The 21683-nt window shown below is 72.0% G+C and carries 20 protein-coding genes, 1 tRNA gene and 5 pseudogenes; 15 read left to right on the forward strand and 11 right to left on the reverse strand.

Going from position 1 to position 21683, the window contains the following annotated elements; all coding sequences use genetic code 11:
- Positions 1–19 precede the first annotated feature (19 nt).
- Both IE217_RS29320 and IE217_RS29325 read left to right on the forward strand, forming a co-directional pair.
- On the forward strand, positions 20–964 hold the full coding sequence (locus IE217_RS29320; RefSeq protein WP_190180972.1) for a class I SAM-dependent methyltransferase: 945 nt from the start codon (positions 20–22) through the stop codon (positions 962–964).
- A 107-nt stretch (positions 965–1071) separates the two neighbouring features.
- Entirely contained in the window at positions 1072–1773 is a 702-nt protein-coding gene (locus IE217_RS29325) for an SDR family oxidoreductase (RefSeq protein WP_190180973.1), read from the forward strand.
- 93 nt (positions 1774–1866) lie between these two features.
- Here the strand turns inward: IE217_RS29325 and IE217_RS29330 are convergent, their stop codons facing one another.
- Complete coding sequence (locus tag IE217_RS29330) at positions 1867–2703, reverse strand: aldo/keto reductase (protein ID WP_308432783.1); 837 nt, start codon at positions 2701–2703, stop codon at positions 1867–1869.
- An 83-nt stretch (positions 2704–2786) separates the two neighbouring features.
- Complete coding sequence (locus IE217_RS29335) at positions 2787–4613, reverse strand: AMP-dependent synthetase/ligase (protein ID WP_190180974.1); 1827 nt, start codon at positions 4611–4613, stop codon at positions 2787–2789.
- A gap of 372 nt (positions 4614–4985) precedes the next feature.
- Between IE217_RS29335 and IE217_RS29340 the strand changes: the two genes are divergently transcribed.
- Complete coding sequence (locus tag IE217_RS29340) at positions 4986–5342, forward strand: Lrp/AsnC ligand binding domain-containing protein (protein ID WP_373298156.1); 357 nt, start codon at positions 4986–4988, stop codon at positions 5340–5342.
- Here IE217_RS29340 and IE217_RS29345 read toward each other — a convergent pair.
- The gene (locus IE217_RS29345) at positions 5288–6199 is read right to left on the reverse strand and encodes a LysR substrate-binding domain-containing protein (protein ID WP_190180975.1); all 912 of its coding nucleotides are present in this window, start codon (positions 6197–6199) and stop codon (positions 5288–5290) included. The two genes, IE217_RS29340 and IE217_RS29345, sit on opposite strands and share 55 nt — an antisense overlap.
- Before the next feature lie 160 nt (positions 6200–6359).
- On the opposite strand from IE217_RS29345, the gene IE217_RS29350 reads away from it, so the two are divergent.
- On the forward strand, positions 6360–7379 hold the full coding sequence (locus tag IE217_RS29350) for a bile acid:sodium symporter family protein (protein ID WP_190180997.1): 1020 nt from the start codon (positions 6360–6362) through the stop codon (positions 7377–7379).
- Here IE217_RS29350 and IE217_RS29355 read toward each other — a convergent pair.
- A complete protein-coding gene (locus IE217_RS29355) occupies positions 7315–8541 on the reverse strand; it encodes a DUF5005 domain-containing protein (protein ID WP_190180976.1) in 1227 nt (408 codons plus the stop codon). The two genes, IE217_RS29350 and IE217_RS29355, sit on opposite strands and share 65 nt — an antisense overlap.
- 118 nt (positions 8542–8659) lie before the next feature.
- Here IE217_RS29355 and IE217_RS29360 point away from each other — a divergent pair, with 118 nt between their 5' ends.
- Positions 8660–9187 carry an isochorismatase family protein gene (locus IE217_RS29360; protein ID WP_190180977.1) on the forward strand — a complete coding sequence of 176 codons (528 nt, stop codon included), beginning with the start codon at positions 8660–8662 and terminating at the stop codon, positions 9185–9187.
- A 6-nt stretch (positions 9188–9193) separates the two neighbouring features.
- On the opposite strand, the gene fdhD is transcribed toward IE217_RS29360, so the two are convergent.
- The gene (gene fdhD / locus IE217_RS29365; RefSeq protein ID WP_190180978.1) at positions 9194–10087 is read right to left on the reverse strand and encodes a formate dehydrogenase accessory sulfurtransferase FdhD; all 894 of its coding nucleotides are present in this window, start codon (positions 10085–10087) and stop codon (positions 9194–9196) included.
- A gap of 7 nt (positions 10088–10094) precedes the next feature.
- Positions 10095–10314: pseudogene (locus IE217_RS29370) on the reverse strand (2Fe-2S iron-sulfur cluster-binding protein); the annotation flags it as partial.
- A 158-nt stretch (positions 10315–10472) separates the two neighbouring features.
- Here IE217_RS29370 and IE217_RS29375 point away from each other — a divergent pair.
- From IE217_RS29375 to IE217_RS29390, 4 genes are all read left to right on the forward strand, one after another.
- On the forward strand, positions 10473–11420 hold the full coding sequence (locus tag IE217_RS29375) for a beta-ketoacyl-ACP synthase III (RefSeq protein ID WP_190180998.1): 948 nt from the start codon (positions 10473–10475) through the stop codon (positions 11418–11420).
- Positions 11421–11568: 148 nt separating this feature from the next.
- Positions 11569–12255, forward strand: a complete 687-nt coding sequence (locus tag IE217_RS29380; protein WP_190180979.1) for a GntR family transcriptional regulator — start codon at positions 11569–11571, stop codon at positions 12253–12255.
- A gap of 163 nt (positions 12256–12418) precedes the next feature.
- Complete coding sequence (locus tag IE217_RS29385) at positions 12419–13978, forward strand: aldehyde dehydrogenase family protein (protein WP_190180980.1); 1560 nt, start codon at positions 12419–12421, stop codon at positions 13976–13978.
- 161 nt (positions 13979–14139) lie between these two features.
- A tRNA-Leu gene (locus tag IE217_RS29390) sits at positions 14140–14224 on the forward strand.
- Between the two features lie 4 nt (positions 14225–14228).
- On the opposite strand, the gene IE217_RS29395 is transcribed toward IE217_RS29390, so the two are convergent.
- Positions 14229–14930, reverse strand: a complete 702-nt coding sequence (locus IE217_RS29395) for a recombinase zinc ribbon domain-containing protein (protein WP_373298158.1) — start codon at positions 14928–14930, stop codon at positions 14229–14231.
- Positions 14931–14969: 39 nt separating this feature from the next.
- Here IE217_RS29395 and IE217_RS34960 point away from each other — a divergent pair.
- From IE217_RS34960 to IE217_RS29410, 4 genes and pseudogenes are all read left to right on the forward strand, one after another.
- A pseudogene (locus IE217_RS34960) lies at positions 14970–15130 on the forward strand (NF041680 family putative transposase); the annotation flags it as partial.
- Positions 15131–15577: 447 nt separating this feature from the next.
- Positions 15578–16060 carry a hypothetical protein gene (locus tag IE217_RS34965; protein ID WP_229865682.1) on the forward strand — a complete coding sequence of 161 codons (483 nt, stop codon included), beginning with the start codon at positions 15578–15580 and terminating at the stop codon, positions 16058–16060.
- Between the two features lie 42 nt (positions 16061–16102).
- The gene (locus tag IE217_RS29405) at positions 16103–16444 is read left to right on the forward strand and encodes a hypothetical protein (protein ID WP_190180982.1); all 342 of its coding nucleotides are present in this window, start codon (positions 16103–16105) and stop codon (positions 16442–16444) included.
- A 64-nt stretch (positions 16445–16508) separates the two neighbouring features.
- A pseudogene (locus tag IE217_RS29410) lies at positions 16509–16812 on the forward strand (transposase); the annotation flags it as partial.
- Between the two features lie 138 nt (positions 16813–16950).
- Here IE217_RS29410 and IE217_RS29415 read toward each other — a convergent pair.
- The 3 genes and pseudogenes from IE217_RS29415 to IE217_RS29425 all read right to left on the reverse strand — a co-directional run.
- Entirely contained in the window at positions 16951–18270 is a 1320-nt protein-coding gene (locus IE217_RS29415; RefSeq protein ID WP_190180983.1) for an aldehyde dehydrogenase family protein, read from the reverse strand.
- Between the two features lie 108 nt (positions 18271–18378).
- Complete coding sequence (locus tag IE217_RS29420; RefSeq protein WP_190180984.1) at positions 18379–19083, reverse strand: type 1 glutamine amidotransferase domain-containing protein; 705 nt, start codon at positions 19081–19083, stop codon at positions 18379–18381.
- Between the two features lie 107 nt (positions 19084–19190).
- Positions 19191–19442: pseudogene (locus tag IE217_RS29425) on the reverse strand (MFS transporter); the annotation flags it as partial.
- A gap of 148 nt (positions 19443–19590) precedes the next feature.
- On the opposite strand from IE217_RS29425, the gene IE217_RS29430 reads away from it, so the two are divergent.
- Positions 19591–20061, forward strand: coding sequence for a MarR family winged helix-turn-helix transcriptional regulator (locus IE217_RS29430; RefSeq protein ID WP_229865683.1), 471 nt, complete (start codon positions 19591–19593; stop codon positions 20059–20061).
- A gap of 334 nt (positions 20062–20395) precedes the next feature.
- On the forward strand, positions 20396–21025 hold the full coding sequence (locus IE217_RS29435) for a DUF4232 domain-containing protein (protein ID WP_190180985.1): 630 nt from the start codon (positions 20396–20398) through the stop codon (positions 21023–21025).
- Between the two features lie 345 nt (positions 21026–21370).
- Here the strand turns inward: IE217_RS29435 and IE217_RS29440 are convergent.
- Positions 21371–21683 (reverse strand): annotated as a pseudogene (locus tag IE217_RS29440) (hypothetical protein); the annotation flags it as partial.

Genomic DNA, 21683 nt, shown 5'->3' on the forward strand with positions numbered 1-21683 from the left:
AGAGGAGAGGCTGACCACCATGGCGCATCAGCACGAGGAGCACCCCGGGCACCAGGGGCCCGGGAACCAGCACGGACACGAGGACCACGGACACCAGGACCACGGCCACCACCACGGTCACACCGACATCGACTGGGCCGTGATGGCACCGCTGCTGGAGTCGCAGGCGGAGTTGTTCGCCCCGCTCTACGAGCGGGCCATGGCCTGGCTGGCGAAGGAGGTGACCGAGCCCGGCCTGATCGTCGACACGGGCAGCGGTCCCGGGGTCGTCGCCTGCCTGTTCGCCGAGACCTTCCCCGGCGCCCGGGTCGTCGCGGTGGACGGCTCCGAGCCGCTGCTGGAGCGGGCCCGCGCCCGAGCCGCGCGCCTCGGCATCACCGACCGCTTCACCACCGTCACCGGTGAACTTCCCGGTGTCCTCGTCGAGTTGGACTACCCGGCCGATCTGCTGTGGGCGAGCAACGCGCTGCACCACCTCGGCGACCAGCGGGCCGCCCTGGCCGCGTTCGCCGAGCGGCTCGCGCCCGGCGGCACCCTCGCCCTGCTGGAGGGCGGGCTGCCGGCCCGCTTCCTGCCCAGGGACATCGGCTTCGGCCGCCCCGGTCTCCAGGCGCGGATCGACGCGGTGGAGGCCGACTGGTTCACGCGGATGCGCGAGGACCTCCCGGGTTCGGTCGCCGTCACCGAGGACTGGCCGGCGCTGATGGCCGCCGCCGGGCTGAAGCCGGCCCGCACCCGCAGCTTCCTCCTCGACCTGCCCGCGCCGGTCTCCGACCGGGCCCGCGCCTACGTCGTGGCCTCCCTGACCCGGACGCGCGAGTCGCTGGAAAGCGGTCTGGACGCCGACGACCTGGCCGCCCTGGACCGGCTCCTCGACCCGGACGACGAGGCGAGCGTGCACCACCGGGCCGACCTGTTCGTGCTCAAGGCGCACACCGTCCACACCGCCGTCCGCACCGGCTGAGCGCGCTCCCGGGCCGCCCTGCCGTTCCGGCGCCGCCTGCCGCCGCTTGACTTGGAGCGCTCTCCAACTGATGAACTCCCCCGTGTCATCGACAACAGGGGGCAGACATGACCGACTCTCCGGTCGCACTCATCACCGGCGGCGGCAGCGGCATCGGCGCGGCCGTCGCCCGCCGGCTGCTGGACAAGGGGCACCGGGTCGCCATCAGCGGCCGGGGCGAGGAGCGGCTGCGCGCCTTCGCCGCCGAACTCGGCGAGCCGGACGGCCTGCTGACGCTCGCCGGCGACGCGGCCGACTACGACCGTATCCGCTCGGCCGTCGACCGCACGGTCAAGGAGTTCGGCCGGCTGGACACGGTCGTCGCCAACGCCGGGTTCGCCACCCACGACACGGTGGCCGAGGGCGACCCGTCCGGCTGGACCGACATGGTGCTGACCAACGTGCTCGCGCCCGCGCTGCTCATCCGCGCCTCGATCGACGCGCTGAAGCAGTCGCGGGGGCGGATCGTGCTGGTCGGCAGCGTGGCCGGGTTCGTGAACACGCCCGGCAACCTCTACGGGGCCACCAAGTGGGCGGTCACCGGCCTCGCCGAGAACACCCGCCGCCAGGTCACCGACTGGGGCGTGGGGGTGACCCTCGTCGCGCCCGGCCGGGTGGAGACCCCGTTCTGGGACGGCATGGGCAGCCTGCCGAGCGGCCCGCTGCTGACCTCCGACCGGATCGCCGACTCGGTGGTCTGGGCGATCGGACAGCCAGAGGGCGTCGACGTGAACACCATCGTCGTACGCCCCCTGGGCCAGCCCAACTGAGCCGTCCGGCGCGGTGATCGGCGGTCCGGCGGCACTGCCGCGCCACCGGACCGGCCCGCCCTCCCGGGGGGCCGGTCGCCGGAGACGGTGCCGTCAGACGACCTCGAAGGCCGCCGGGTCGGGGCCCAGGCGGCGGTCCTCGTTGAGGGCGCTGATCGCCGCGAGGTCCTCGTCGTCCAGGCTGAAGTCGAACACCTCGATGTTCTCCTTGATCCGGGACGGCGTCACCGACTTCGGGATCACGATGTTGCCGAGCTGGACGTGCCAGCGCAGCACGACCTGGGCCGGGGTGCGGCCGTGCTTCTGTGCGATCGCCACGATCGCCGGCACCTCCAGCAGGCCCTTGCCCTGGCCGAGCGGCGACCACGCCTCGGTGGCGATGCCCCGCTCCGCGTGGAACTCGCGGGCCGCGCGCTGCTGGAGGTGCGGGTGCAGCTCGATCTGGTTGACCGCCGGGATCACCGAGGACTCCTCGATGAGGCGCTCGAGGTGCTCCGGAAGGAAGTTGGAGACGCCGATGGCCCGGGCCCGGCCGTCCGCGAGCAGCTTCTCGAACGCCTTGTAGCTGTCGGCGTAGGCGCCCTTCGACGGCATGGGCCAGTGGATCAGGTACAGATCGACGTAGTCCAGGCCGAGCTTGGCCAGCGACGCGTCGAAGGCGCGCAGGGTGGCGTCGTACCCGTGGTCGCCGTTCCAGAGCTTGGTGGTGACGAACACGTCCTCGCGGGGCAGACCGGAGGCCGCGACGGCCCGCCCGGTGCCCTCCTCGTTGCCGTAGATCGCCGCTGTGTCGATGCTGCGGTACCCGGCCTGAAGCGCGGTGGCGACGGCGCGCTCCGCCTCGTCGTCCGGCACCTGCCAGACGCCGAAGCCCAGCTGGGGCATCTCGACGCCGTTGTTCAGGATGATCGGGGGGACCTTGCTGCTCACGAGCTCTTGATCCTTCGGTTGTCGTCAGGTGGTACGCCCATGGTCAACGATCACGGGGCCCGGCGCATTCCTGACCGGCGGAATCAGGCCTGGTACAGGGCCTCGACCTCGTTGGCGTAGGCGTTCTCGATGGCCTTGCGCTTCAGCTTCAGCGACGGGGTGAGCAGGCCGTGCTCCTCGGTGAAGGGCTGGGCGAGGATGCGGAAGGTGCGGATGGACTCGGCCTGCGAGACGAGGGTGTTGGCGGCGACCACCGCGCGCCGCACCTCGGTCTCCAGGTCGGCGTCGCGCACCAGCTGGGCCGGGGTCAGCCGCGGCTTGCCGCGCATCTGGAGCCAGTGCTCCACGGCCTCCTGGTCCAGGGTGACCAGGGCGGCCACGTAGGGGCGGTCGTTGCCGACGACGATGCACTGGGAGACCAGCGGGTGGTCGCGCACCCGCTCCTCCAGCAGGCCGGGCGCCACGCTCTTGCCGCCGGAGGTCACGAGGATCTCCTTCTTTCGGCCGGTGATCGTGAGGTAGCCGTCCTCGTCGAGGGAGCCGAGGTCGCCGGTGGCCAGCCAGCCGTCGTGCAGGGTCTGGTCGGTGGCCTTCTGGTTGTTGAGGTAGCCCTGGAAGACGTTGCCGCCGCGCAGCCAGACCTCGCCGTCGTCGGCGATGTGCACGGTGACGCCCGGTACCGGCTGGCCGACCGTGCCGTAGCGGGTCCGCTCGGGCGGGTTGGCGGTGGCGGCCGCCGTGGACTCGGTCAGGCCGTAGCCCTCGTAGATCTGCACCCCGGCGCCCGCGAAGAACAGGCCGAGCCGGCGGTCCATCGCCGAGCCGCCGGACATGGCGTTGCGGATCTTGCCGCCCATCGCGGCGCGCACCTTGGCGTAGACGAGCTTGTCGAAGAGCTGGTGCTGCACGCGCAGGGCGGCCGAGGGGCCGGGGCCGATGCCCCACGCCTTGGCCTCGACGGCGTCCGCGTACTTCACCGCGATCTCGACGGCCTTCTCGAAGGGGCCGTCCTTGCCCTCCTTCTCCGCCTTGCGGCGGGCCGCGTTGAACACCTTCTCGAAGATGTACGGCACGGCGAGGATGAACGTCGGCTTGAACGCCTGGAGGTCGGGCAGCAGGGCGGCGGCGTTCAGCTGCGGCTGGTGGCCGAAGCGGACCCGGCCGCGGATCGCGGCCACCTCCACCATCCGCCCGAAGACGTGCGCGAGCGGCAGGAACAGCAGGGTGGCCGCCTCGTCGCCGCGCTTGGTGTGGAACACCGGCTCCCAGCGCTCGATGACGGTGTCCGCCTCGTACATGAAGTTGCCGTGCGACAGGACGCAGCCCTTGGGGCGGCCGGTGGTGCCGGAGGTGTAGATGATCGTCGCCACCGAGTCGGGGGTGACGGCCTCGCGGTGGCGGTGCACCACGTCGTCGTCGATGTGCGCGCCGGCGTCGTACAGCTCGCGTACGCAGCCGGAGTCCAGCTGCCACAGGCGGCGCAGCCGCGGCAGCCGGTCGATGACGGTGGCGATCGTCATGGCGTGGTCCTCGTGCTCCACGACCGCCGCGGACACCTCGGCGTCGTACAGCATCCAGAAGCACTGCTCGGCCGAGGAGGTGGGGTAGACCGGCACCACGTGGGCGCCGATCGTCCACAGCGCGAAGTCGAACAGCGTCCACTCGTAGCGCGTACGGGACATGATCGCGACCCGGTCGCCGAAGCGGATGCCCTGCGCGAGCAGGCCCTTGGCCAGGGCGAGCACCTCGTCGCGGAACTCGGCGGAGGTCACGTCCCGCCATTCGCCGGCCTCGTCCTTGCGGCCGAGCGCGATGTGCAGCGGGTCGTCATGGGCATGCTGGAAGACGACGTCGGCCAGTCCGCCCACCGGCGGTGGCAACGTCAACGGAGGGCTCGTGTACTCGCGCAAACCCCGCTCCCGGTCCTTGTGACGCTCCGCACAGCGCCGTGAAAGCTACCCCACCGGGCCGCGGGGCGGGAGGGGGGCCGAAGGCGAGCAGTGCTCACATAAGCACTGGTCAACGGCAAAAAATACGCTCACAAGGGGTAGGGCCGGACAGAAACCTTACGGTTCCGTAAGTTTCGGTGCGAGATTCTCCACCGAATCTGTACGACCCGAGCACGGCCCTCCGCCCCCCCGGCCCGGCCCCCGTCACGGTCGGCCGCCGACGTCAGCCGCGGCGCGCCACGGTCACTTCCGTCAGCGTCCCGGCCCCGGAATCCGTCACTGCCCCACCCGTCCCGCGCGGAGTCCGCCGTCAAACGCCGGCTGTCCTCCCTGGTGGCGTCCGGGGCGATCTACATCGACGTCGAGTACGCGCCCGAGATCTTCGGCCACCGCGTCAGCGCCGCTCTGTGGATCACCGCCGCCCCGGCCACGCTGCACCGCGTCGGCCAGGCCCTCGCCCGCCACCCCCAGATCGCCCACGCGACCGCCACGGCCGGCCCGTCGAACATCATGGTCACCGCGGTGAGCCGCAGCACCGCGGACCTGTACGGCTACCTCAGCGGACCGCTCGGGGCGCTGGAGGGCGTGCAGCACGTCGAGGCGACGCCCTACCTGCGCCGCGTCAAGCAGCTCACCTACGCCCGCGCCCGCCGCGCCGGGCCGCCCTCGGCGCGGGCCGCCAGGTCCTGACGGTTCAGGCGCTCCCCGCCCGCCAGGACGGCCGCCGCCAGCGCGTCCGCCGCGTGCTGCGCCGAGGGCCGGTGCCGGCCGTGCACCAGCACGAAGTCGACCCGTCCCAGCTCCGGCAGACCCGCCCGCTCCGGCACCCGCACGAGCCCCGGCGGGATCAGCCCCTGCGAGTGCGCCATCACGCCGAGGCCCGCCCGGGCGGCGGCGATCAGGCCGTTGAGGCTGCCGCTGGTGCAGACCACGCGCCAGGGCCGCCCCTGCCGCTCCAGCGCCTCGAAGGCGAGCGCCCTGGTGATGCCCGGCGGCGGATAGACGATCAGCGGCACCGGACGGTCCGGCTCCAGGCGCAGCCGCTCGGCGCCGATCCACACCAGCCGGTCGCTCCGCACCGGCTCCCCGCCCGGATCCTGCGGGCGCCGCTTGGCCAGCACCAGGTCCAGCTTCCCCGCGGCCAGCTGCTCGTGCAGCGTGCCCGACAGCTCCACCGTCAGCTCCAGGTCGACCTCGGGATGCTCGTAGCGGAAGCCCTCCAGGATCTCCGGCAGCCGGGTCAGCACGAAGTCCTCCGACGCGCCGAACCGCAGCCGGCCGCGCACCCGCGTGCCGGTGAAGAACGCGCTCGCCTGCTCGTGCACCTCCAGGATGCGGCGCGCGAAGCCCAGCATCGCCTCGCCGTCCTCGGTCAGCTCCACCGAGTGCGTGTCCCGCGAGAACAGCAGCCGCCCGGTGGCGTCCTCCAGACGGCGCACGTGCTGGCTGACGGTGGACTGGCGCACGCCGAGCAGCCGCGCCGCCCGCGTGAAGCTGAGCGTCCTCGCGACGGCCAGGAAGGTGCGCAACTGCGCCGGGTCGTACACACTCCTCACCCTAGCCGTCCATCGCGGAACGTGATGACAGTCAGCGCGGTATGACGGATTCCCGGTCAACGGGTGCCGGAGGACCATGGACAGGGGACCCGTGACCGCGACGACCACGAGCGAGTGGAGCACCGTGAAACGCCTGCGCCGGCCGAGCCGGATGCCGATCGACCCGTACGTCCTGCTGCTGCTCGCGACGGTGGGCCTCGCCGCGGCCCTGCCCGCCCGCGGCACGGCGGCCCACGTCGTCTCCGGTGCCTCGACGGCCGCGATCGCCTTCCTGTTCTTCCTCTACGGCGCCCGGCTCTCCACCCGCGAGGCGCTGGACGGCCTCAGGCACTGGCGGCTCCACGGCACCGTCCTGGCCTGCACCTTCCTCGTCTTCCCGCTGCTGGGGCTGGCCGCCCGGGGTCTGGTCCCGGTCCTGCTCACCCAGCCCCTCTACCAGGGCCTGCTCTTCCTCACCCTGGTCCCCTCCACCATCCAGTCCTCCATCGCCTTCACCTCCATAGCCCGGGGGAACGTGCCCGCCGCGATCTGCGCCGGCTCCTTCTCCTCCCTCGTCGGCATCGTCCTCACCCCGCTGCTCGCGGCCGCGCTGCTCGGCGGCAGCGGCGGCGGCTTCTCCGCGCACTCGCTGGTCACGATCGTGCTCCAGCTGCTCGTGCCGTTCCTCGCCGGGCAGGTGCTGCGCCCCTTCATCGGCCGCTTCGTCGCCCGCCACAAGAAGGTCCTCGGACTGGTCGACCGGGGCTCCATCCTCCTCGTCGTCTACACCGCCTTCAGCGAGGGCATGGTGCGCGGCATCTGGCACCAGGTCAGCGCCGTACGGCTCGGCGGACTGCTCGTGGTGGAGGCCGCGCTGCTCGCCGTGATGCTGGCGCTGACCTGGTACGGCGCGCGGGCACTGCGCTTCGGCCGCGAGGACCGCATCGCCATCCAGTTCGCCGGCTCCAAGAAGTCCCTGGCCTCCGGACTGCCGATGGCGAGCGTCCTGTTCGGCGCGCACGCCTCGCTGGCCGTGCTGCCGCTGATGCTCTTCCACCAGATGCAGCTCATGGTGTGCGCGGTGATCGCCAAGCGCCGCGCCCACGACCTCGACCCCGCCCCGGACGTCACCCCGGCGGCCCCGGCCGCACCGTCACGAAACGCGGCCGGTACAGCGACACCTCCCCGCTGACAGCCGCCGGCACGTTCGCGGCGTCCAGCCGGTTGACGTCGTAACTCAGCACCAGCCGCCCCCCGCCCCCGAGGGCGGGATGCACCTGCGGGTTGTACGCGGCCACCGCCCCGCCCGGCAGCGGCACCGCGAAGTCCCCGCCCGGCCCGTGCCAGGGCCCCGTCGGGGAGCACGCCCAGTACGAGGTCACGGTGGTCAGCCCCCTGGCCCCGCCGGCCATGGTGAACAGCAGGTAGGTCCCGCCGTCGCGCACCACGGAGAAGGCGCTCCCCACCCCTCTGGCCCGCCCGTCCCCGAGCACCGGCCGCAGCGAGCGGGCGCCGGCCACCCAGGCCGAGCCGTCCCAGTACCGCCAGGCCCCCGGATCGGCGAGCCGCCCCCGCTCCACCCGGGCCGCGTAGGCGTACGACACCGGCCGGCCGACGGCCCGCCGGTCGTCCCCGCCGAAGACGTACGTCCACTCGCCCGCCGCGACCAGCGCCGTCCCGAACAGCACCCGCCGCGCCGGGTCGGGGACGAGCCGCTGGTCCAGCACCGGCACCACGGACTCCAGCCGCAGCCCGGGCAGCGACAGCGTGGCCACCTCGGTCGCCGACGGCACCCCGTAGATCCACGGCGGCGCACCGGCCGTACGCACCCACAGCAGCACCCGTACGACGCTCTCGGCCGAGCCGGGGGAGCGGGGCTCCACCCGGGCGGCGACCGGCCAGCGCCACTGCCCTGGCCCCGGATCCGGGAAGAGCGGCGCGGCGAGCGTGCGGACCAGCCTCCCATCGGCGTCCATGACGACCGCCGAGTTGCGCACCAGCGGAGCCGAGGCGTCCCGCCAGGCGGCGGACTCGCCCGAGGGCCCCGGCGGCGCGTGCACCTGCCCCAGATAGGTGTCGGAGAACAGCCACAGCACCCGCCCGTCCGGCAGCCGCACCGAGTGGGTCCCGTCGCCCCCGGTCCAGTCGTCGGTGCGGGAGGAGTCGTCACCGTAACGGGCGAAGGCGCCGGTGAGCGCCGCGTCGGCCGACCAGTGGCCGCCGGTCAGCGCCCGGCACCCCCCGCCTGGCCGCCCCCCGGGCAGCGAGCCGGGCAGCACGGCCGCGAGAACCAGGACCAGCAGCAGCCCGCACCCGGCCCCCGTCCGCTGCCGCGCTCGCACGTCCCCGGGCACGCCCAGGCACGCTAGCGCCCGCCCGGCACCGGGTCCATGGGCGTGCGCGGCGACCCGTTCACGGCCTGTTCGATCCGGATTTCCGGCACGCACGGGTGATGGCGGCTAACGTTCCGTCATGACCGCACCCGACGCACTCGATCCCCGGCGCAGCGCCCTCGTCCTGGTCGACCTGATGGACCGCATCGTCGCCCTGCCCCTGGAGCCCCGCAAGGGCACCGACGTCCTGGCCGTGGCGGAGGACCTCGCCACCCGGTTCCGGGCGGCCGGGGCCCCCGTCGTACTGATCCGGGTCGAACGGCCCGGCGTCGCCGAGCAGCCGCCGGGCAGCTCCCTGGCCGCCGGTCTGCGCCACGAGGGCGACCTGGAGATCGTCAAGCGCACGATCGGCGGCTTCCAGGGCACCGGCCTGGACGAGCGCCTGCGGGAGCGGGGCGTGACCACGCTGGTCTTCGGCGGCATCGCCACCAACCTGGGCGTGGAGTCCACCGCCCGCGCGGCCGCCGACCTGGGCTACGACCTGATCTTCGCCGAGGACGCGATGGCCGCCTTCACCGCCCCCGAGCACGAGGCATCGGTACGGCTGGACTTCCCCCGCCTGGGCACGGTCACCCGGTCGGCAGCCCTGCGCTTCACGGCCACCTAGGCCCCCCTAGGCCGTGCCCTGGGCCGCCGGGGTCCGCAGGGCGAGGCGGTGCTCGCCGGCGTACACGTTCATGGAGTTCCCCCGCAGGAACCCCACCAGGGTCAGGCCGGTCTCCGCCGCCAGGTCCACGGCCAGGGACGAGGGGGCCGACACCGCCGCCAGTACGGGGATGCCCGCCATCACGGCCTTCTGGGCGAGCTCGAAGGAGGCGCGGCCCGAGACCAGCAGGACGGCTCGGGACAGCGGCAGCTCGCCGTTCTGCAGGGCGCGGCCGACCAGTTTGTCGACCGCGTTGTGCCGGCCCACGTCCTCCCGTATGTCGAGCAGTTCGCCGTCCTCGGAGAACAGGGCGGCCGCGTGCAGGCCGCCGGTGCGGTCGAAGACCCGCTGGGCCGCGCGCAGCCGGTCGGGCAGGCCGGCCAGCAGGTCCGCCTCGACGCGCACCGGGGGCGTGTCGGAGATGGGCCAGCGGGCCGTGGTACGGACCGCGTCCAGGCTCGCCTTGCCGCACAGACCGCAGGACGACGTCGTGTAGACGTTCCGCTCCAGGGTGATGTCGGCGACGGCCACGCCCGGCGCGGTCCGCACGTCCACCACGTTGTACGTGTTGGAGCCCGCACCGAGCTCCCGGCCTCCCTCGAGAAGGGAGGGGCCCCCACCGGTCGCCCCGGCGCAGTACACGATGTTCTGGAGGTCGGACGCGGCGGCCAGGACGCCCTCGCTGACGAGGAACCCGGCGGCGAGCGCGAAGTCGTCGCCGGGGGTGCGCATGGTGATGGCGAGCGGCTTGCCGTTGAGCCGGATCTCCAGCGGCTCCTCGGCCACCAGGGTGTCCGGCCGGGAGGAGACGGCCCCGTCCCTGATGCGGATCACCTTGCGTCGTTCCGTGACTCGTCCCATGTCCTCATCAGCCCCGGTTCTGTACGTGCTGGCGGCCGAAACGGCCCTTGATGCAGAGGTTGCCGCGGGGTCACCGGGTTGTCGTGCGGGGAGGTGACCTCGACGATCTCATTGTCCTGCACGTGCTGGGTGAGATCGCGGCCCACTGCGCGGTGGGCGCAGACCGTGGTGGTGCGGGTCTGCGCCGTCTCGTCCCAGGTACCCGCCGCGCGGGTGTGGAACTCGGACGTGAGCGTGTCGGACTCGGACGTGAGCCAAGGCGTGGGACCTGACGGAAGCCCACAAGGCGGGTGCCCGATTCCTGTGGCCTCGCCTGCCGTGCTACCGGTGAGTCACTGATCAGACTGTGAACCCCGCTACCCACGGCAACGAGGGGGACCACCCGATGAACGGCTCGCGCATCGCCGCCGTAGGCCACTACCAGCCCGCCAAGGTGCTCACCAACGAGGACCTGGCGGGGATGGTGGACACCAGCGACGAGTGGATCCTGAGCCGGGTGGGGATCCGGTCCCGGCACATCGCCGGCGCCGACGAGCCCGTCGACGAACTCGCCGCGCACGCCGCCGCCAAGGCGCTCGCGGCGGCCGGCCTCGCGCCCGGCGACATCGACCTGGTCCTGGTCGCCACCTCCACCGCCGTCGACCGCTCCCCGAACACCGCCGCCCGCGTCGCGGCCCGGCTCGGCATCCCGCGCCCGGCCGCCATGGACGTCAACGTGGTCTGCGCCGGCTTCACCCACGCTCTGGCCACCGCCGACCACACCGTGCGCGCGGGCGCCGCGAGCCGCGCCCTGGTCGTCGGCGCCGACAAGATGTCCGACGTGACCGACTGGAGCGACCGCAGCACCTGCGTGCTGGTCGGCGACGGCGCCGGGGCGGCCGTGCTCGAGGCCTGCCCCGCCGGCGAGGAGCCGGGGGTCGGACCGGTGCTGTGGGGCTCGGTGCCCGAGATGGGCCACGCGGTACGCATCGAGGGCACACCCCCGCGGTTCGCGCAGGAGGGGCAGAGCGTCTACCGCTGGGCCACCACCCAGCTCCCGCCGCTGGCCCGGCAGACCTGCGAACGGGCGGGCATCCGGCCCGAGGACCTGGCCGCGGTCGTGCTGCACCAGGCCAACCTGCGCATCATCGAGCCGCTAGCCGAGAAGCTGGGCGCCGTCAACGCGGTGGTCGCCCGCGACGTCTGCGAGTCCGGCAACACCTCGGCGGCGAGCATCCCGCTGGCCCTGTCCAAGCTCGTCGAGCGCGGCGACGTCGGCACCGGCGACCCCGTGCTGCTGTTCGGCTTCGGCGGCAACCTCTCCTACGCCGGGCAGGTCGTGCGCTGCCCCTGAACGCCGCGGCACCGCCCGGTGCGACGCGCCCGCCGTCCTTGGATCACCGCTCCGGTGCGCCGTGGAGACGAAGGACAATCGATGCCGGGCCACGGGCCGATCGGCTCCCCGGCCGCTGTGCACGGCCCTGCCGAGGAGGGGACCCGCGATGTTGCCGACAGGACTGCCGCTGGGTGCGGCGCCGAGGCTCGACCGGCCCGGCCCGCTGCGCGAGAGGGTCTACGAGGCCCTGCTCGAACTCATCACCACCCGGGCCCTGCAGCCCGGCCGGCACCTGGTCGAGAGCGAGCTCGCAGGACACCTCGGCGTCTCCCGGCAGCCGGTGCGCGAGGCGCTGCAGCGGCTGAACACCGAGGGCTGGGTCGATCTGCGCCCCGCCCAGGGCGCGTTCGTGCACGAGCCCACGCAGGAGGAGGCCGGCCAGCTCCTCACCGTGCGCACGCTGCTGGAGGCCGAGGCCGCCCGCCTTGCCGCCGCCCACGCCGACGAGGCCGGCGTCGAGGCGCTCCGCTCACTGTGCGCGCGGGGTGAGCAGGCCGTCGCCGAGGACGACGCGGACGCCGCCCTGGGGCTGAGCGCCCACTTCCACGCCAAGATCATGGAGCTGGCCGGCAACGCCGTCCTCGCCGGACTCGCCGCCCAGGTCGACCGCCGGGTGCGCTGGTACTACAGCCCGGTGGCCCGGCAGCGCGTCGGCCAGTCCTGGGTGGAGCACCGGGAGCTCACCGACGCCATCGCCGGTCACGACCAGCAACGCGCCACCCGCCTCATGCGCGAACACACGGAACACACCGAGCACATTCGCGCCTCCCGCCACGAGCGGGCGCAGTCCTGACAGCCTTGCCCGAACCGGGAAGTAACTTCACTCACAGTCCACGCTGGATCACTGTGCGCCGCTGTGCCGGCTCACTAGCGTCTTTCGACGAGGTCCTCGCACCCTGCTGCGAGCGACAGCCGCGAACCCCCGCCCCCGACCGTGCACCGGAAGCGGAGCAGCGATGGCACAACCACCCACCGAGCAGCCCACCCTCACCCTGAAAGCGGGCACCTCCTACGCCGACGCCTGGCGGCGCTGCCTGGCCCTGGCCCCCGAGGCGTTCCGCGACGACCGCGTACTGAACCTCTGGAACGCCGCCTGGCGGACCGACGGCCGCGCCCTGCCCGCCACCAGCCCCATCGACGCCACCCCCATAGCGGGAGCGCCCCGCCTGGACCGCGCCACCGCCGAGCGCGCCGTACGGGCCTCACTCGACCAGCACCGGGCCTGGCGCCACGTCCCCCTGCCGGAGCGCCGGGCCAGGATCGCCGCCACCCTCGACGCCCTCACCGAACACCGCACGCTCCTGGCGCTGCTGCTGGTCTGGGAGATCGGCAAGCCCTGGCGGCTCGCCCTGGCGGACGTCGACCGCGCCATCGACGGCGTGCGCTGGTACGTCGACGGCATCGACTCCATGATCGCGGACCGTTCCCCGCTGGACGGCCCGGTCTCGAACATCGCCAGCTGGAACTACCCCATGAGCGTCCTCGTCCACGCCATGCTGGTGCAGGCCCTGGCGGGCAACGCGGTCATCGCGAAGACCCCCACCGACGGCGGCATGGCCTGCCTGACCCTGGCCTGCGCGCTGGCCGCCCGGGAGGGCGTCCCCGTCACGCTCGTCAGCGGCAGCGGCGGCGAACTGTCCTCGGCGCTGGTGCGGGCGCCCGAGATCGGCTGCGTCTCCTTCGTCGGTGGCCGCGACACCGGCGCCGCGGTGGCCACGGCGGTCGCCGACCTCGGCAAACGCCACATTCTGGAGCAGGAGGGCCTGAACACCTGGGGCATCTGGAACTACAGCGACTGGGACGCCCTCACCGCCGTCATCCCCAAACTCTTCGACTACGGCAAGCAGCGCTGCACGGCCTACCCGCGCTTCGTCGTCCAGCGCGACCTGTTCGACCGGTTCCTGGCGGCGTACCTGCCGGCCGTGCGCGGCCTGCGCGTGGGCCACCCGCTCGCCGTGGAGCGGCCGGACGACCCCCACCCCGAGCTGGACTTCGGCCCGCTGATCAACGCGGCCAAGGCCAAGGAACTGCGCGACCAGGTGACCGAGGCCGTCGACCGGGGCGCGATCCCCCTGCACCGCGGCAGCGCGGCCTGCGCCCGCTTCCTGCCCGGCCAGGACACCTCGGCCTACGTCCAGCCGGTCACCCTCCTCAACCCGCCCCCGTCCTCCCCGCTGCACCACGCCGAGCCCTTCGGCCCGGTCGACACGATCGTCCTCGTCGACACGGAGGCGGAACTGCTCGCCGCCATGAACGCCTCCAACGGCGCCCTGGTGGCCACCCTGTCCACCGACGACCGCGCGACCTTCGACCGCCTGGCCCCCCACGTCCGCGCCTTCAAGACCGGCCACGGTCGCCCCCGCTCCCGCGGCGACCGCGACGAACTCTTCGGCGGCTTCGGCGCCTCCTGGCGCGGCGCCTTCGTCGGCGGCGAACTCCTGGTCCGCGCCGTCACCCAGGGCCCGGCGGGCGAGCGCCTGCCGGGCAACTTCCCCGACTACCACCTCATGGCGTGACGCTCGGTCGAGGAGGCGTACGCGAGGCGTACAGGCCCGCGCGAACGCCTCCCCGGCCACCCCTCAGCCCACGGAAAACGCAGGTGAAAGGCACCGCGAAACCTTGGTATGGTTGTCCATGTCGCCCCCCGGGGAACACCCCGCAGGGCGATAGACACCTGGTCCGGGTGGCGGAATGGCAGACGCGCTAGCTTGAGGTGCTAGTGCCCTTTATCGGGCGTGGGGGTTCAAGTCCCCCCTCGGACACTCCTTACTCCTTATAACGATACGCAAGCGAGGGCCTCGACCTGACGGTCGCGGTCCTTGTTGCGTTGTTGTATGTGATCGTGATGCCCAGGGCTTCGTAGAGGGGCTCCTTCTTTTCGGCGTCGGCGGCTTGGATACGTTGTGCGATGTCTCCGAGTCTCTCAGTGATCTCCTGGATCTGGTCGGCAGTGAGGGGTGGTTCCTTCTTTCGGGTGGCGTTGGGCAGTGCGGCGAGCTTCTTCTGTGCCGCTTCCTTGTCGCGTTGTGCGTCGTTGATCCATTGGGTGATGACGGCTGGGTCGGCTCCGGAGTCGAGGGCGGCCTGATAGCGGGCAAGACGCCGCTCGCATTCCTTGAGAGCTTGGCGGGCTCGGGCCTGCTCGGGGGTTTGGGGCTGCGCGGTGCTTGCCGCGATGCTGGCCTGGCTGAGTGCGGTGATCGTGGCGGCGAGCCGCTTGGGGGCGAAGGTGCGGGCGATCCATGCATCCAGTGCCCGGCAGACGATGTCTTCGCGCAGGTTGATGGTGCGGGGATGGTCGAGGCCGGGGTAGAGGGCTGCTTCCTGTTCCTTGTACTCGCATCGGTAGTAGACGCGGTCACGGATCGAAGAGGGCTGCATCTTGCGTCCGCACAGAGTGCACTTCACCCGTCCTCTCAGGACCATGCCCCGTAGCCCCGTGGCACCAACGCTACTCCGCAGGATCATGGCCCAACCCTGCTTCGCCAAACTCAGCCGGGGACAGATCGACCACCTCTCGCCTGTCCCGCCCGTGTTCCCCAACCACGCGGCGTCGGTCCCGGACGACCGCCCGGGACCAAGAACCGCCCTCCCGCTACAGCGTGGGCAAAATCGTCAAACGTCCCGAGACTCTCAAAGCCATCGGCAGACCTGGCCGATCTTGGTAGATAAAGCCCGGTCGGCGTTCGCTGGATTCGATGCCTTTGCGTGCGATCTGTACTCCGATCCGTTTGCCACGTAACCATTTCCGCAGGTCGGCGCCGGTCGTAGGTGGCGGTGCGCCAGTCGGCTCCCCTGCCGACTGTGGCCAGCACCGCACGCGCCCGCCTTGCAGGTCGATGGCATTCGGATCGCGCAGGGGGCACAGGTGCGCGAGGCATGGGGAGCACACCACGGCCACCGAAGCCGCGTCACCGAAACCCTGGCCCGGCTCAAGCTCCTGCCGCTCTGGGCCGACTCCCGCTGGCTGGTCTGACGGCGGGTGGGCCGGTCGTGTAGCGGAATGTATTCAGTTGACGACCTGCGGTCAGCGATGAAACGGTGAAGCGGCGTCACAAATGAGGCGCTTGGTACACCAACTCCTCGCTGACCACGGGGAGAACAGAGGGGAACCCATGCTTCACAACACTGCGGCCAAGGCAGCGCTGGCTGCTACTGCCGCCATATCGGCTCTGCTGATCCCGGCGGCCGGTTCCGCGTTCGCCGCGTCCCCCGCATCCGGGGCCACCGTCACACCACGGGCCGACAGCTATGACGCCACGTGCAGGAGTCACAGCCGCACCTACGTCCTGAAGAAGTACTACCGCCGGGTGCCCGTTGGCCCCCCCACCTTCTACACCCTGCGCTGTGGCACACCCACCTGGGGCTGGAAGCACATCAAGGCGGGCCACGGCTGGAACAGCACGATGGACCGGAAGATCAGCGCCGCCATCGGGACCGGGGACCCCAACGGCCGCGGCGGTTACTCCACCTACCTCAATCAGTGTCCGCGAGTGGAGAAGTTCCGCACCATCATCGGTACCCCGGCCGGGAGCAACGACCTCCTGACGGCCTACAACGTTGATCGGCCAGCCGTCGCCGGCGCTGCTCGCTGCTGAACACGGTGTCGGGGTGCGGGCCGAGGTGAAAGGGTGGTTACCGTGGAGGAACCGACACCAGCCGAGCAGGCTCTCAGCCGCTCGTACGCCACCGCTGACGGACTCCGGTTCGAAGTCATCAGAATGACGATCGAGCACCATCCGGACCGCAGCGTGACGTTGAGGTACTGGCTGACCGTAAGACGCCAGAACCATCCGGATGAACAGTGGATCGTCGCCCTGCCCTGGGAGGACAAGTCCTGGGCGGATGTGCTCGCCTCGCCCGCACCCCCCTCCGACCGGCTGCTGCAGCTCGTGCACCTCGTCCACGCCCATCTGGAAGAGTGGTGGGACACGAAGGGACACAACCGGCGGTCAGCAAAGATGGGACGGCGACTTACCTGACCCGTCACGCCCACGCAGCACCCCCTCCGGACGAACTGTACGAGACCAGCGTGAGGGGCTGGCGATGCTGGTGGACCGCGCCCGTACGGACGGGCTGCAGCTGACCGGCGAGGGCGGCTGCTGCAGATGCTGACCAAGCGGGTGCTGGAGTCCGCCCTGGAAGGCGAGATCACCGATCACCTCGGCTACGAGAAGCACGATCCAGCCGGGCAGTACAACGGCACAGCCGCAACGGCACCCGGGCCAAGACCGTGCTGACCGACGTCGGCCCCGTCGAGGTCCGGGTGTCCCGGGACACCGCCGGCAGCTTGGAGCCGCAGATCGCCAAGGAGCGGCAGCGCCGTCTGACCGGCGTCGACGAGATGGTGAGGGCCGCGGCACCGCCGTCTCCGGTATTGCCGTGGTGATGGCCGCAGATTCCCCTGCACCGCATGACACGGCCACCTGTGATCACCGCGTCTGAGGAACTTCCCCCGGCCGCGTACCGAACGGCCGGGGGAACGGGATCAGCCGAGGGGCTTGGAGAGGACCGCCTTGCGGTGGCTGAAGGTCGCCATGGAGTAGGGGCCGTGATAGCTGCCCATCCCGCTTTCCCCGACGCCGCCGAACGGCAGGTCGGGGATGGTGAGATGGGCCACCGGCAGGCCGAACCCGAGGCCACCGGAGGAGGTTTCGGCTGCCAGCCGTTCCCGGGTGGTGTCGGATTCGGTGAACGCGTAGAGGGCCAGGGGCTTGTCGCGGCCGTTGATGAAGGCGATGGCCTCGTCGAGCCCGGCCACCTCGACGATCGGCAGGATCGGGCCGAAGATCTCCTCCTGCATGACGGGAGCGTCCGGCGACACCTCGGCCAGGACGGTCGGAGCGATGTACTTCGTCTCGCGGTCGTGCGCGCCGCCAGTGACGAGGCGGCCGGAGCCGAGGAGGGCGACCAACCGGTCGAAGTGGCGCTCGTTGACGATACGGCCGTACCCGGGGGAGGCGGAGGCGTCCGCTCCGTACATGTTCTCCACGGCCTTGGCCAGCGCTCCCTCGAGCGTCCGCGCGGTCTCAGGGTCGGTGAGGACGTAGTCGGGCGCGACGCAGGTCTGGCCGACGTTGAGGAACTTCCCGGTCGCGAGGCGGGCGGCGACGGCGTCCGGATCGGTGTCCCGGTCCACGAACGCCGGTGACTTTCCGCCCAGTTCGAGGGTGACGGGTGTCAGGTGCCGGGCGGCGGCGGCCATCACGATGCGGCCGACCGTGCCGTTGCCGGTGTAGAAGATGTGGTCGAAGCGCTGCTCCAGCAGGGCGGTGGTCACCGGTACCCCGCCTTCGACCACGGCGACCGCGTCGGTGTCGAGGTACTGCGGCAGGAGGCGGGCCAGGGCGGCGGACGTGGCCGGGGCCAGTTCGCTGGGCTTGGCGACCACCGCGTTACCGGCGGCCAGGGCACCGGCCATCGGGGCCAGCAGCAGCTGCGCCGGGTAGTTCCAGGGCGCGATGACCAGGACGACGCCCAGCGGGTCGTACTGCGTCCAGGCGCTTGCCTCGCCCAGGAACGCGGGCACCGGGGCCGGCTCGGGGCGCAGCCAGGTGTCGAGATGCTCCAGCGTGTGGTCGATCTCGCGGATGACGAAGTCGACTTCGGTGCTGTATGCCTCGGTGGAGCTCTTGCCCAGGTCGGCGTGGAGCACGGCGGCGAAGGTTTCACCCTGCTCGGTGAGCATGGTGCGCAGCCGGCGCAGCTGCTCCGTGCGCCAGGCCACGGGCTTGGTGGTGCCGGCGCGGAAGGCGGCGCGCAGCCGGGCGACGAGTTCGGCGGGCGGTTCGGGCACTGGGTGGTTCATGGTTCTCTCACAGGGGCGCGGCGTGGCGTGGATGGGGCGGCGGCCGCCCGCGCGGCGGTCCGGGCCGGACTGGTCGCGCGGGCGGCTACGGGCCGGCTTCGGGAGTTCTCAGCCGCGGTTCAGGACGTCGATAATGTTTTGGGCGAGCTTCTCGGAAGAGGCCGGGTTCTGGCCGGTGTGGAGGTTGCGGTCAGTCACCACATGCGCGCTGAACGGGGCGGCGGCGGCGAAGTCGGCCCCCAGCTCCACCAGGCGGTCCTCCAGCAGCCACTTGGCCTTGTCGGCGAAACCGGCCGCCGCCTCCTCGGTGTTGGTGAAACCGGTCATCCGGTATCCCGTGAACGGCCAGCTGCCGTCCTCGCGCCGGGCGGCGAGCAGAGCCGCGGGGGCGTGGCACAGCACCGCGAGCGGCTTGCCGGAGTCCAGCGCCGCGGTGAGCAGGCGGCCGGAGGCGGGGTCGACGGCGAGGTCCTCCATGGGGCCGTGGCCACCGGGGTAGAGGACGGCGTCGTACGCGTCGAGGTCGACGTCCTCGAGCTTGGCGGGGTTCTCCAGGTCGGCGTGGATGGAGGCCAGGTACCCGGCGATGGCGTCGGCCCGCTCCTTGCCCCCGGTGGACTCGGCGGCAAGGCTGACGGCGTCGAGGGTCGGGGCGACGCCGCCGGGAGTGGCGATGGTGACGGCGAACCCGGCCTCGCGGAACAGCCGGTGCGGTGCGGCGAGTTCCTCCGCCCAGTAGCCGGTGGGGTGCGAGGTGCCGTCGGCGAGCGTCCAGTGATCGGAGCCGGTGACGACGAACAGGACTGCGGGCATGGTTGCTCCTTCAAGATGCGCTCGTGCTGTGCGGAGAGGGCTTTTCCTCATCCGGTGGGGGTGTGCAGGTGAGGGTGTGGCGAGGTCCGCGGTGATCGGGCAGTGCGCGTCGGCTTCTTGCCGTGCTGGTCGCCCAGCCGGCCGAGCAGAGGGGTGAAGACGGCTGCGGAGAGCAGGGTCGCGGTCGTGACCCAGCTGATCTGGGCAGTGCTGCTGCCGAGGCTGGTGCCGATCAGACCGAGGACGGGGACCACCAGCGTCTGCATCATCGACACGACCACGGCGGCGAGGCTGAGGACGAGGATGACTGGGATCTCATGTCGGTGTCGGCTGGGCGACGGGGCAGCGGTGGGGGACACGGGAGCTCTCTTCGCGGCGGGGTACAGGACCGAAGCCCGGAGCCGGTAACGGGCGGGTAGTTGCGTAATGCATCCAAGTCACGAGCAATGACGGTAATACTCAAAGGTTTAGGAAGTCAACCTTTGACTTTGACCTAGACTGGACTCCATGCCCCGTACTCCCGCCGCGCACGAGACCGCCGGCGCCCCTGACCCGCAGAGAAGCGGTCCCACATACGTCGAGCTCATGGAACGTCTGGCGCGTGCCGCTGCCGGCTACTACCGGGACCTCACCGCGTCCGCTGCGGAGCACGGTCTGACCATGGCGCAGGCCAAGATGCTCACCCTGCTGCGGCAGCCCCTGCCCATGCGCGCCCTCGCGGGACTGCTGGCCTGCGACGCCTCCAACATCACCGGTCTCGTCGACCGCCTGGAGGCCCAGGGCCTGGTCTCGCGGCACCTCGACCCGGGCGACCGCCGGGTCAAGAACGTGGTCGCCACGGAGAAGGGTGTGGAGGTCGTCCGTCTGATCCGCGCGGGCATGCGGGCCACCTCGGCAGCCTTCAACCGCCTCGACGACGACGATCGCCGCGCCCTCTACGAACTCCTGGGCCGACTGCACCCCGACGGTACTCCCTGACCCATTCGGGGCCTCCTCGAACGGCGTGACGCGTTCAGGGCCTCCTCGAACGGCGTGCGGGCGGCCACCAGCTCGGGCAGGGGACGGGCGGCCTCTCGATGGCGGGGCAGTGCGGGCGGCTCCAGCCGTCACAGGCGGCTGGCAAGGCTCGCCACCGGAAGGCGGCGACCTCTTCGGGGTTGACTGCCCTGACGCAGGTCCGGTGTTCCGGCGAGGCGCGCCGGAGGGCGACGCCGCGTCCGTAGCCGGCTCCGGCAGAGCCAACGCCGCCACCGCCGGCCCTTGCGCGGCAAGCCTGCCCAGCAGGCCCGACTCCCCGTCTTTCGCCTCCTGCATGCTGCTCACCGCATGCCAGTCGGGCGGCGGCTCGACGGGAGCGGCCCCCGCCTCCACGCCGGCCGACGGCGGTTCCTCTTCCGCGGCGTCCCCCAGCGGCGCCTCCCCGTCCGCCGTTCCCGCCGGTGCGGCCTCCCGGCCGGCCTCGCCCGCCCCGCTTCCCACATCGCACGGCACCACATCCGCCACGCCCGCCTGTGCCGCCGGGGCACTGACCCCGTCCGCGGCACACGGCCTCGAGCCGAACCCGGACCACACGTACGGCGTCCTGCTCAACCTTGCCAACAGTGGCAGCCGCACCTGCCTGATCGAGGGCTTCCCCACCGTGGCGATCGCTGGACAAGGCGACCCCACTCGCAGCCGACCGCTGAAGGTCACCCCTGAGGGCACCGCCCACCCCGTGCGCCTGGCGCCGGGCGGCCGGGCCTATCTGAAGCTCACCTTCCACGAGGTCATGGGCGAAGCCGACGGATACTGCCCCTCCGGCGCCACGCCCGCAGCACCGCCCTCCCTCGTCGTCGGTGCTGCCGGCGGCCGCTTCCAGGTCGAGATGGGCGACGGCGGCGGCAACTTCGCGGAGTGCGACGACATCGTCCGCACCACCGCCTTTCTGTCCGACCAGCCCTGACCGTCCGCCAGCGGACTGCGGCAGGCCGCGCCACACCGGTGCGGCCCCGGAACCGAGGTTTCAGACCCTGAGACCTCAACGAGCGCACCGCTATTCGCCCCGGAAGCCGGAGGACGTCGCCGCGGCCCTTGTGCCCTCGCTTCGGTCAACTGCTGGGCGGCATCGGTGACATGGAGGACAGACGTGTCCGGTGGTTTCCCCGCTCGATACGTCCCGTGATCGGCGAAGCGGGGCGCGAGCGCCGCTGCCGGCAGTGCCGGCCCGGTCGGGTCGAGGGCCGGGAAGGCAGCCGGTACGGCGACGTACGGGTTCGGTACGGCACCGGCGTACCGGTGCCCTTTTTCCTCACGGGGGACTCCCGCTCGGCAGTGCGTCGGCGCCGCCGGGACCCGGTGGGACGGGCTTCGTGCGTACCGGGCCGGACGGGGTACGCGGCCATGCCGTACGCGCGGCCAGGCAGCCCAGAGCGAAGGACGTCAAGTGGCCGACGTCGGCGAGTTTCTGGTCGTACAGCACCGCGGCCGTCAGCGCCGCAGCGAGCAGGGGCAGGCCGTAACGCCGCAGCGGGCCGTCGACGAGTGTCAGCAGGCAGGCGCCGGTTGTCACCAGGCCGTAGCTGATGCCCACGTCACGGGACCGGGTGGGGACGCCCGGCAGA

It is taken from the genome of Streptomyces naganishii JCM 4654 (assembly GCF_014650575.1).
Taxonomy (GTDB): Bacteria; Actinomycetota; Actinomycetes; order Streptomycetales; family Streptomycetaceae; genus Streptomyces; species Streptomyces naganishii.